The 10,496-nt window shown below is 30.6% G+C and carries 10 protein-coding genes; all 10 read left to right on the plus strand.

Annotated features, from left to right (window positions below; genetic code table 11):
- The first annotated feature begins 77 nt into the window (after positions 1 to 77).
- The 10 genes from galE (at position 78) to fusA (ending at position 10,367) form a co-directional block, all read left to right on the plus strand.
- Positions 78 to 1,052: a UDP-glucose 4-epimerase GalE gene (galE, locus tag HMPREF0202_RS12530; RefSeq protein WP_023051088.1), complete on the plus strand. Its 975-nt coding sequence runs from the start codon at positions 78 to 80 to the stop codon at positions 1,050 to 1,052.
- A 16-nt stretch (positions 1,053 to 1,068) separates the two neighbouring features.
- Positions 1,069 to 1,905 carry a hypothetical protein gene (locus HMPREF0202_RS12535; RefSeq protein ID WP_023051089.1) on the plus strand — a complete coding sequence of 279 codons (837 nt, stop codon included), beginning with the start codon at positions 1,069 to 1,071 and terminating at the stop codon, positions 1,903 to 1,905.
- A gap of 9 nt (positions 1,906 to 1,914) precedes the next feature.
- Positions 1,915 to 2,751, plus strand: coding sequence for a selenium-dependent molybdenum cofactor biosynthesis protein YqeB (gene yqeB, locus HMPREF0202_RS12540; RefSeq protein WP_023051090.1), 837 nt, complete (start codon positions 1,915 to 1,917; stop codon positions 2,749 to 2,751).
- The gene (locus HMPREF0202_RS12545) at positions 2,720 to 3,511 is read left to right on the plus strand and encodes an XdhC family protein (protein ID WP_023051091.1); all 792 of its coding nucleotides are present in this window, start codon (positions 2,720 to 2,722) and stop codon (positions 3,509 to 3,511) included. The genes yqeB and HMPREF0202_RS12545 overlap by 32 nt, the downstream gene beginning before the upstream one ends.
- Entirely contained in the window at positions 3,495 to 3,965 is a 471-nt protein-coding gene (moaC, locus tag HMPREF0202_RS12550; RefSeq protein ID WP_023051092.1) for a cyclic pyranopterin monophosphate synthase MoaC, read from the plus strand. The genes HMPREF0202_RS12545 and moaC overlap by 17 nt, the downstream gene beginning before the upstream one ends.
- Complete coding sequence (locus HMPREF0202_RS12555) at positions 3,958 to 5,295, plus strand: sodium/glutamate symporter family protein (RefSeq protein WP_023051093.1); 1,338 nt, start codon at positions 3,958 to 3,960, stop codon at positions 5,293 to 5,295. The genes moaC and HMPREF0202_RS12555 overlap by 8 nt, the downstream gene beginning before the upstream one ends.
- 64 nt (positions 5,296 to 5,359) lie before the next feature.
- Complete coding sequence (locus HMPREF0202_RS12560) at positions 5,360 to 7,261, plus strand: ABC-F family ATP-binding cassette domain-containing protein (protein ID WP_040407501.1); 1,902 nt, start codon at positions 5,360 to 5,362, stop codon at positions 7,259 to 7,261.
- A 122-nt stretch (positions 7,262 to 7,383) separates the two neighbouring features.
- Positions 7,384 to 7,752 (plus strand): 30S ribosomal protein S12, encoded by a 369-nt coding sequence (gene rpsL / locus HMPREF0202_RS12565; RefSeq protein ID WP_023051095.1) that lies wholly within the window; start codon positions 7,384 to 7,386, stop codon positions 7,750 to 7,752.
- Positions 7,753 to 7,778: 26 nt separating this feature from the next.
- Positions 7,779 to 8,249 carry a 30S ribosomal protein S7 gene (gene rpsG, locus HMPREF0202_RS12570; RefSeq protein ID WP_023051096.1) on the plus strand — a complete coding sequence of 157 codons (471 nt, stop codon included), beginning with the start codon at positions 7,779 to 7,781 and terminating at the stop codon, positions 8,247 to 8,249.
- 36 nt (positions 8,250 to 8,285) lie between these two features.
- Positions 8,286 to 10,367 (plus strand): elongation factor G, encoded by a 2,082-nt coding sequence (fusA, locus tag HMPREF0202_RS12575; RefSeq protein WP_023051097.1) that lies wholly within the window; start codon positions 8,286 to 8,288, stop codon positions 10,365 to 10,367.
- Positions 10,368 to 10,496 lie beyond the last annotated feature (129 nt).

A 10,496-nucleotide genomic window follows, 5' to 3' on the forward strand; every position in this document is an offset into this window, starting at 1 on the left:
GTTGCCAATCTTTTTTTATTTTTTGTAAAATTGTGCTATAATTTAATAGATAAAATTAAATTGTAGAGAGGTGTTATATGAAAAATATATTAGTTACTGGTGGCGCGGGTTATATAGGAAGTCATGCAGTGGTAGAATTATTAGATTCAGGGTATAATGTTATTGTTTTAGACAATTTAGAGAACGGATATATAGAATTAGTTGATAAGAGAGCAAAATTTTATCAAGGAGATATAAGAGATATAAATTCTTTTGAAAATATTTTTAAAGAAAATGAAATAGATGCTGTAATGAATTTTGCAGGTTATATAAAAGTTGGTGAAAGTGTTTTTGAACCAAATAAATATTATCTCAATAATACCTATGGAGTTATGAATGTAGTTGAAGTTATGAAAAAATATAATATAAAAAATATAATTTTTTCATCAACTGCTGCAGTTTATGGCGAAGTTAAATGTGATGGTTTAGTGTATGAAGATTATCCAACTGCTCCAATAAATCCATATGGAGCTAGTAAATTAATGGCTGAAAGAGTTATAATAGATGCAGCAAAAGCTTACGAGATAAATTATTCTATATTTAGATATTTTAACGTTGGAGGAGCTCATGAAAAATATCATATAGGACAAAAAGGTGATGGTGTAACAGCTTTAATTCCAATAATTTTACAAGCAGCAAAAGGGGAAAGAGAAAAACTAAGTATTTATGGTGATGATTATCCAACAAAAGATGGAACTGGTATAAGAGATTATATTCATGTAGTTGACTTAGTGAGAGCACATATTGCTGCTTTACCAGCATTAGATAAAAATATCAGTGGAATTTATAACTTAGGAAATGGGAATGGATTTTCAGTTTTAGAAATGCTAAATGCAGCTAAAAAGGTTACAAATGTTGATATAAAATCAGAGGTAGTTGAAAAAAGAGAAGGGGATCCAGCATCAGTAGTAGCAGCTAGTGAAAAAGCAAGAGATATATTAGGATGGAAACCTGAATATACAGATGTTGAAAAGATAATTGAAACAGCTTGGAATTGGTATAGAAGTCTTTAGAAAACAGAGGTGAATCATGGAATTTTTTAAAAGAATTTTTGCAAAAAAAAAGGATCAAGAAGTTGTAAAAATAGAAGAAAATAATGAAAAAAAAATACAGTGTAATAGCGAAAATTGTGGATGTAAAAGCTGTGAGCATAAAGAAGAGAAAAGTGGAGATTATTTAAAGAATATTTGCATACAAATAGAGACAATTCCATGCGAGCCTAATCCCTATTTTGTAGTAAATGATGAAAGTGCAAAGTTTTTTGAAGAGTTTGAAATAAGAATGACTACAATATATAGAATGTATAGTATAAATAGTATTTTTTTAAAAGAGTATCAGAAAGTTTCTAGAGAATCTTTAACCTCTACAAGAGATAATGAAAAAGAATTTTCTAAATATAGTAAGTGTTATTTTATAAATAATAATGCTTTTAAAGAGATACATCATATGAGTAATCTGTTAAATATTTTTATGATATTTGAAGTTTTATTGAAAAATATAACTAAAGATATTGCATATGATAAGCACTTAGATTTAGAGGAGATTCAAAATAAAAATATGTCTTATTTAAATAGTTATATTTTATTTTTAGAAGAAGCAATGAAAAGTAAATTTTCTTTAGATGAAAATGAGAGAAATTTTATTGGAATTGTTAGAAAAATTAGAAACGATTATCTACATGATTATATGACAGAGATACCTGAATCAATAGAAAAAGAGATAGTTAAAATATTTAATTTAAGAACAGGAAAAAGAATTACAGTAGATGAATATTTTATTGAAAATACTTGTAAAATTTTTGGTGAAATAGCAAAAAGATTGGAAAGTTCATATTGGGAGTATAAAAATAAATTTCTTGAAAAATAAGGAGTGATTATGTTAGCTATAATTAGGGGTGCAGGAGATTTAGCAACAGGAGTTATTCATCGTTTGTATAAGTGTGGCTTTAAAATACTGGTTTTAGAAATAGATAAGCCTAGTTCTATTCGCCGAACAGTATCTTTTTCAGAATGTATATATAATTTAAATGGAGAACAGGTTGTTGAAGGTGTAAAAGCTAGAAAAATCGAAACACTTGAAGAAATTAAAAAGTGTTGGTTAAATAAAGAGATACCTATAGCAATAGATTCATATGGGAAATGGATAGAAAAATTAAAACCTAATATTGTAGTAGATGCGATTATAGCGAAAAAAAATTTAGGAACAACAATAATGATGGCACCAATAACAATAGGATTAGGACCTGGATTTATAGCAGGAAAAGATGTAGGAATTGTTATAGAAACAATGAGAGGTCATAATTTAGGAAGAATTATAAAAGTTGGTGAAGCTGAAAAAAATACAGGAAATCCAGGAGATATAGGTGGATTTACAACTGAGAGGGTTATTTATGCTAAAGTGTCTGGAAAGTTTAAATCTTTAAAAAAAATTGGTGATATTGTAAAAAAAGATGAAACAATAGGAACTATTAATAATGAAGTGGTTAGTGCTAGCATAGATGGCTTATTAAGAGGAATAATTAGAGATGATTATGAGGTAAAAAAAGGTTTAAAGATTGCTGATATAGATCCAAGATTAAACCAATATAATAATTGCTTTACAATATCTGATAAAGCTAGAGCTTTAGGTGGTTCTGTTGTTGAAGCTATTTTTAGTGAAATTGTAGAGAAAGGGGAGAAGGATGGATTTAAATATTTTGGAGAAAATTTTTGAAATTGTTAAATCAGGAAAAAAAGTAGCTCTAGTTACATTAACTAAATCTAGTGGGTCAACACCTAGAAAAGAAGGAACTTTAATGGGTGTATGGGAAGAAAATTTTATAGGAACTATTGGTGGTGGATTGGTAGAGCATAGAGTTATTAATCAAGCTAGAAAATGTTTAGAAGAAAATGAAAATCAAAATTTCAACTATGATTTAACAAAAGAGGCTGAGTTAGGTATGAGTTGCGGTGGTAGTGTTGAAGGATACATAAAAGTTATAAATCCTAAAAATCGTATTGTTATTATAGGAGCAGGACACATAGGGCAGAAGTTATATGAAATATTAGATGGTTCTGACTTTGAGAGAGTTATTTTTGATGACAGAGAAGAGTATAAAAGTTATACGACAGATATAAAAATAGGAGATTATAATCAACTTATAGAAGAACTAGCTGAGAATGAAAATTCTTATTATGTAATTGTTACTAAAGGACATGCAACAGACGAGAAGGCATTAAGAAGTGTTTTGAAGAAACAAAGTAGATATATTGGAATGATTGGAAGTAGAAAAAAAGTTATAGAGATAAAAAAAGAGATATTAGAAAGTGAAATAGTTATACCTGAAGAAAAACTATACTCTCCAATAGGATTAAAAATATCTGATGGAAGTCCATATGAAATTGCTATAGAGATTATGGCAGAGATATTAAAAGTTAAAAATAATGGAGAGTTGATTCATAGGAGGCTTACAAAAGATGTTAACACATTTTAATGAAGATGGAAAAGCAGTAATGGTAGATGTAACAGAAAAAAAAGAAACTAAAAGAGTTGCTATAACAAGTGGAAAAATTACTATGAATTTGGAAACTTACAATAAAGTAAAAGAAGGTACTATTGAAAAAGGAGATGTTCTGGGAGTGGCTAGAGTTGCGGGTATTATGGCAGCCAAAAAAACTAGTGATTTAATTCCTATGTGTCATCCATTATTCTTAACAGGGGTAGAAGTTGAATTTGATTTTTTAGATGAGGATTTAACTATCCAAGCTAGAGTGATTGTTAAAACTTTTGGAAAAACAGGAGTAGAGATGGAAGCCTTAACAGGTGTATCTACAGCACTTTTAACAATTTATGATATGTGTAAAGCTATGGACAAAACAATGTTAATTAGCGATATAAAGTTATGTAAAAAAACTGGAGGAAAATCAGGAGAATTTATAAATGAATGATTTCTTAAATATAACTGCATATCTAAGTATCTTATTAATATTAGGAATAATTATAAAAAGTAAGGTAAGGATATTTCAGGAACTATTTATACCAGCTTCTGTAATAGGTGGAATAATTGGATTAATTATAGGGCCAGATTTTTTTGGAAAGTATTATGAGGTAATACCTAAAAACTGGATTAATGATATGAGAGCTATACCAGGAGTTTTGATTATACCTATTTTAGTATCGATTCCTTTAGGAATGGAGTTAGGAAGAAAAAATAAAGTCTTTCAAAACACGATAAATACAGGTGGAATATTATTTTTAGTAACATTTATACAACTATTTATAGGATATTTCATTAACTTTATTTTTGATAAAGTATTTAACATTAAATTATACAAAAGTTTTGGAGCTGAGTTAAACTCTGCATTTGCGGGTGGGCATGGAACCGCTGGAGTAGTTGCTAGGACTTTAAAGGAACTAGAAAGTAACTATTGGGAATTAGCTCAAGGGGTAACGGTAACACTAGCAACAATTGGATTAGTTACAGGAATTATTTTTGGTATATTTCAAATAAGAAGAAAATTTGGGAATACTTTAAAAAATGAAGTGTTATCAGAGTATAAAAATGGATATATAAAAAATAGAGAGAAACAAGCAATCTTAGGAAAAGAAACTATGTTAACAACAACGGTTGATACCTTAGCTTATCACTTAGCTATTATTTTTTCTGTTTCTGGTTTAGCTATAATAACATTAAATATATTTAAAAAATTTCAAATTCCATTATTATCAAAATTAACGATTTGGTCATTTGGTATGATAGTTATGTTTTTTGTATGGAAAACAATGATTAAACTAAAGTTAGAGTGGAGTGTAGACTCTAAAGTAAAGGGGAAAATAACAGGAACACTAACAGAATTTGCAATAGTTGCAGCAGTAGCAACAATTCCTTTAAGAGGAGTTATAAGTTATATATTTCCAATTGTAGTTACTAGTTTAGTTGGATTTACAATTACTTGGATAGTGATAGATCAACTTTCTAAAAAATATTTTAAAGATTATCATTTAGAAAGAACTTTAGCAATGTTTGGAACATCAACAGGAGTATTTATAACAGGTTTACTATTATTAAGAATATGTGATCCTAAATTAGAAACACCAGTTTTACAGGATTATTCATTAGGATTTTCAATAACAGCATTATTAGGACCAATTTTAATAGCTGTATGCATTCAGTTAAGCTTTACATATAACTATTTTTATCCAATGGGGCTTTTAATAGTTTTAATTAGTTTAACAATTTTGAGTCTAGAATATTATAATAAAGGAGTGGAAAGATAAATCCACTCTTTTTTTAAAGTTATGGTATAATTAAAGGGATAAATACATAAAAAGGAGAATGATGATGGCTTTACTAAGTGTAAATAGTTTATATAAAGGCTTTTCAGGAGAGTCTTTACTAAAAGATATTACATTTTCAATAGATGAAAAGGATAGAATTGGAATAATAGGTGTTAATGGAGCAGGAAAATCAACGTTAATAAAAATGATGATGGAATTAGAAGAGGGAGATCCTAATCCAGAAACAAATGAAAGAGGAACAATTTCTAAAAAAGGTGGATTAAAAATAGGATATCTTTCTCAAAGTATAAATCTAAACAAAGAAAATACAATTTTTGATGAGCTAATAGGTGTGTTTTCTAATTTAAAATCGGACTATGAAAGAATAAAAGAGTTAAATAATTTGGTTGCGAATGATTTAGAAAATTTTGATAAACATATGGAAGAGTTAGCTGTTTTAAGTAGTAGATATGAGCAAGAAGAAGGATATGCAATTGAATATAAAGTAAAACAAATATTAATAGGTTTAAGTATTCCAGAAGAGATGTGGAAAGTGCAAATAAAAGATCTTTCAGGAGGGCAACAGTCGAGAGTAGCTCTAGGAAAAATTTTGTTAGAGGAACCAGAGTTATTAATATTAGACGAACCAACTAACCATTTAGATTTAGTGGCAATTGAATGGCTAGAAAAATTTTTAAAAGATTATCCAAAAGCTTTTGTAGTTATATCACATGATAGATATTTTTTAGATAATATTGTTAATAGAGTTTTTGAAATAGAAGGAAAAACATTAAAAGCTTATAAAGGTAATTTTTCTGAATATGTTATTCAAAAAGAGGCTTATTTATCAGGAGCAGTAAAATCTTTTGAAAAAGAGCAGGATAAAATTAGAAAAATGGAGGAGTTTGTAAGACGTTATAAAGCTGGACAGAAATCAAAACAAGCTAGAGGGAGACAAAAACTTTTAGATAGAATGGAAAAAAGTGATAATCCAATTATAGGAGTAAGAAAAATTAAACTTAAATTTGAAGTTGAAACTCCAAGTGTGGATAAAGTTTTAGAATTAAAAAATTTAAGTATGAGTTATGGAGAAAAAAAACTTTTTAATAACTTGAATTTAACAGTTTTTAGAGGAAATAGAATTGGAATAATTGGAAAAAATGGAGTTGGAAAATCAACTATTTTAAGAATAGTTAATGGTCTAGAAAAAGCTAAAAGTGGAGATGTAGAATTAGGAGAAAGAGTAAAAATAGGTTATTATGATCAAAATCATCAAGGATTAAAAATGGAGAATACGATACTAGAAGAGTTATTGTATACTTTTCCAATGAGTGATGAAGAGGCAAGAACTATAGCTGGTGGATTTCTTTTTTCAGCAGACGATGTAGATAAAAAAATAAAATCTTTATCTGGAGGAGAAAAAGCTAGAGTAGCTTTTATGAAACTAATTTTATCGAAACCTAATTTTTTAATATTAGATGAACCAACAAATCACTTAGATATTTATTCTAGGGAAATATTAGAAGAAGCTTTGGAAGATTATGATGGGACAATTATTGTTGTATCTCATGATAGATATTTTTTAGAAAGTGTTGTTAATAATATATATGAGGTTACTAAAGATGGAGCAACTTTATTCAAAGGGGATTACGAAATGTATATTTCACAAAAGGATAATGTGAAACCAAAAGATGAGACAGCAGGCTTAAATTATGAGGAACAAAAAAGAAATAGAAATAGAATAACAACCTTAGAAAAAAAATATAAAAAACTAGAAGAAGAAATTGAAAGATTAGAAAGTGAAAAAAGTGATTTAGAAAAGAAATATGAAATTGCTGGAAAAAATAACAATTTGGATGAATTAATGGACATCCAAAAAGAGATAGATTTAAGAGATGAAAGAATTCTAGATGCTATGGAAAGCTGGGATGAAACAGCTCTAGAGCTAGAAGAATTAAAAAAATAGTTGTAAAAAAATAAAATTGTGGTAAAATTATCTTTGACTTTTTGCAATAAAGCGATTATAATACTAAAGTTAAATATTATTTAAAAATAATAAATAAAAAAATTCAGAGGAAGGAGGGTAAAATGCCTACTTTAAGTCAATTAGTAAAAAAAGGAAGACAAACTCTAGAAGAGAGTAAAAAATCACCAGCATTACAAGGAAACCCACAAAGAAGAGGAGTGTGTGTAAGAGTTTATACTACTACACCTAAGAAACCAAACTCAGCTTTAAGAAAGGTTGCCAGAGTAAAATTAACTAACGGAATCGAAGTAACTTCATACATCCCAGGAGAGGGACACAACTTACAGGAGCACTCAATCGTTCTAGTAAGAGGAGGAAGAACAAAAGATTTACCAGGAGTTAGATATAAAGTTATCAGAGGAGCTTTAGATACAGCTGGAGTTGCTAAGAGAAAACAATCAAGATCTAAATACGGAGCTAAGAAAGCGTAATAATTTATTAAGGAGGTGGACAGTAAATGTCAAGAAGAAGAGCAGCAGTAAAAAGAGATGTATTACCTGATTCAAGATATTCTGATAAAGTTGTAACTAAAGTTATCAACTCTTTCATGTTAGATGGAAAAAAGTCAATCATTGAAGGAATATTCTATTCTGCAATGGATTTAATAAAAGAAAAAACTGGTCAAGAGGGGTACGATGTATTTAAGCAAGCATTAGATAACATTAAGCCACAGATCGAAGTAAGATCAAGAAGAATCGGAGGAGCTACTTATCAAGTTCCAGTAGAAGTAAGACCTGAGAGACAACAAACTCTTGCTATCAGATGGTTAACTACTTATACAAGACAAAGAAAAGAGTATGGAATGATCGAAAAGTTAGCAGCAGAGTTAATAGCAGCAGCAAACAATGAGGGAGCTACTATTAAGAAGAAAGAAGATACTTACAAAATGGCAGAAGCTAACAGAGCTTTCGCACACTACAAGTTCTAATTTCAGTCGTAATTTAAAATTTAGGAGGATAACAAAATGGCTAGAAGCGTTTCTTTAGAAATGACTAGAAACATTGGTATCATGGCTCACATCGACGCAGGAAAGACTACTACAACAGAGAGAATCTTATTCTATACTGGAGTAGCTCATAAAATTGGAGAGGTTCACGAAGGTGCCGCTACAATGGACTGGATGGAGCAAGAGCAAGAGAGAGGTATCACAATTACTTCTGCTGCTACAACATGTTTCTGGAAAAATCACAGAGTAAATATAATAGACACACCAGGACACGTGGACTTTACAGTTGAGGTTGAAAGATCTCTAAGAGTACTTGACGGTGCAGTTGCTGTATTCTCAGCAGTTGACGGAGTACAACCACAGTCTGAAACAGTTTGGAGACAAGCTGACAAATATGGTGTACCTAGAATAGCTTTCTTTAATAAAATGGACAGAATCGGAGCTAACTTCGAAATGTGTGTTAACGATATTAGAGAAAAATTAGGATCTAATCCAGTACCTATTCAATTACCAATCGGTGCTGAGGATGACTTCGAAGGAGTTATCGACTTATTAGCAATGAAAGAGATTGTATGGCCAAAAGATTCTGACAATGGACAGAATTTTGAAGTTAAAGATATCAGAGCTGAATTAGCAGATGCTGCTGAAGAAGCTAGAAACTTCATGATCGAATCAGTAGTAGAAACTTCTGATGAGTTAATGGAGAAATTCTTCGGAGGAGAAGAAATCTCTGAAGCTGAAATCAACGTTGCTTTAAGAGCTGCAACATTAGCAAACACAATAGTACCAGTTACTTGTGGAACTGCATTCAAAAACAAAGGAGTTCAAGCTTTACTAGATGCTATCATCGCGTACATGCCAGCTCCAACAGATAAAGGAATAATCAAAGGAACAGACGTTAAGAACGAAGAGTTAGAAATAACTAGAGAGATTTCAGATAACTCTCCATTTGCTGCTTTAGCATTTAAAGTTATGACTGACCCATTTGTTGGAAGATTAACATTCTTCAGAGTTTACTCAGGAGTTCTAACAAAAGGATCTTACGTTTTAAACTCAACAAAAGGTAAAAAAGAGAGAATGGGAAGAATTCTTCAAATGCACGCAAACAAAAGAGAGGAAATCGAAGTTGTTTACTGTGGAGATATCGCAGCAGCAGTTGGATTAAAAGATACAACTACTGGAGATACTCTATGTGCTGAAGATGCTCCAATCGTTCTAGAGAAAATGGAGTTCCCTGAGCCAGTAATCTCAGTTGCAGTTGAGCCTAAGACAAAAGTTGACCAAGAGAAAATGGGTCTAGCTTTATCAAAGCTTGCTGAAGAGGATCCTACATTCAGAGTTAAAACTGATGAGGAAACTGGACAAGTAATCATCTCAGGAATGGGAGAATTACACTTAGAGATCATCGTTGATAGAATGAAAAGAGAATTCAAGGTTGAGTCAACAGTTGGTAAACCACAAGTTGCTTACAGAGAAACTATAACTCTTAAACAAGATCAAGAAGTTAAGTATGCTAAGCAATCTGGAGGAAAAGGACAATTCGGACACGTTAAGATTACTCTTGAGCCAAACCCTGGTAAAGAGTTCGAATTTGTTAACAAAATAACAGGAGGAGCAATTCCTAGAGAATATATTCCTGCTGTTGAAAAAGGATGTAGAGAAGCTCTTGAAGGTGGAGTTGTAGCTGGATACCCTATGGTTGACTTAAAAGTTACACTTTATGATGGATCATACCATGAGGTTGACTCGTCAGAGATGGCGTTCAAAATCGCTGGATCTATGGCACTTAAGCAAGCTGCTCAAAAAGCAAAACCAATCATCCTTGAGCCAATCTTCAAAGTAGAAGTAACTACTCCAGAAGAGTACATGGGAGATATCATAGGAGATATCAACTCAAGAAGAGGAATGATCGGAGGAATGACTGATAGAAACGGGGCGAAGATAATCAACGCTAAAGTACCTTTATCAGAAATGTTCGGATATGCAACTGACTTAAGATCTAAATCTCAAGGAAGAGCAACTTACTCTATGGAATTTGAAGAGTATGCACAAGTTCCTGCGTCAGTTCAAAAAGCTATCCAAGAAGAGAGAGGAAGATAATAATTTATCTTTTTTAAAACTTCAACTTGAAAAAAGTTTAATAATGTTGTGACTCTTAGTTGAGTCACAACAAAAATTATAAAATACAAAGAAAAATAGGAGGAAATTTCAAATGGCTAAAGAAAAATT

It is taken from the genome of Cetobacterium somerae ATCC BAA-474 (genome assembly GCF_000479045.1).
In the GTDB taxonomy this organism is placed as follows: domain Bacteria; phylum Fusobacteriota; class Fusobacteriia; order Fusobacteriales; family Fusobacteriaceae; genus Cetobacterium_A; species Cetobacterium_A somerae.

Bases quoted from the DNA above. Each gene is read 5' to 3' on its own strand.
- galE (WP_023051088.1), top strand. From the start codon at position 78: ATGAAAAATATATTAGTTACTGGTGGCGCGGGTTATATAGGAAGTCAT.
- HMPREF0202_RS12535 (WP_023051089.1), top strand. From the start codon at position 1,069: ATGGAATTTTTTAAAAGAATTTTTGCAAAAAAAAAGGATCAAGAAGTT.
- yqeB (WP_023051090.1), top strand. From the start codon at position 1,915: ATGTTAGCTATAATTAGGGGTGCAGGAGATTTAGCAACAGGAGTTATT.
- HMPREF0202_RS12545 (WP_023051091.1), top strand. From the start codon at position 2,720: ATGGATTTAAATATTTTGGAGAAAATTTTTGAAATTGTTAAATCAGGA.
- moaC (WP_023051092.1), top strand. From the start codon at position 3,495: ATGTTAACACATTTTAATGAAGATGGAAAAGCAGTAATGGTAGATGTA.
- HMPREF0202_RS12555 (WP_023051093.1), top strand. From the start codon at position 3,958: ATGAATGATTTCTTAAATATAACTGCATATCTAAGTATCTTATTAATA.
- HMPREF0202_RS12560 (WP_040407501.1), top strand. From the start codon at position 5,360: ATGGCTTTACTAAGTGTAAATAGTTTATATAAAGGCTTTTCAGGAGAG.
- rpsL (WP_023051095.1), top strand. From the start codon at position 7,384: ATGCCTACTTTAAGTCAATTAGTAAAAAAAGGAAGACAAACTCTAGAA.
- rpsG (WP_023051096.1), top strand. From the start codon at position 7,779: ATGTCAAGAAGAAGAGCAGCAGTAAAAAGAGATGTATTACCTGATTCA.
- fusA (WP_023051097.1), top strand. From the start codon at position 8,286: ATGGCTAGAAGCGTTTCTTTAGAAATGACTAGAAACATTGGTATCATG.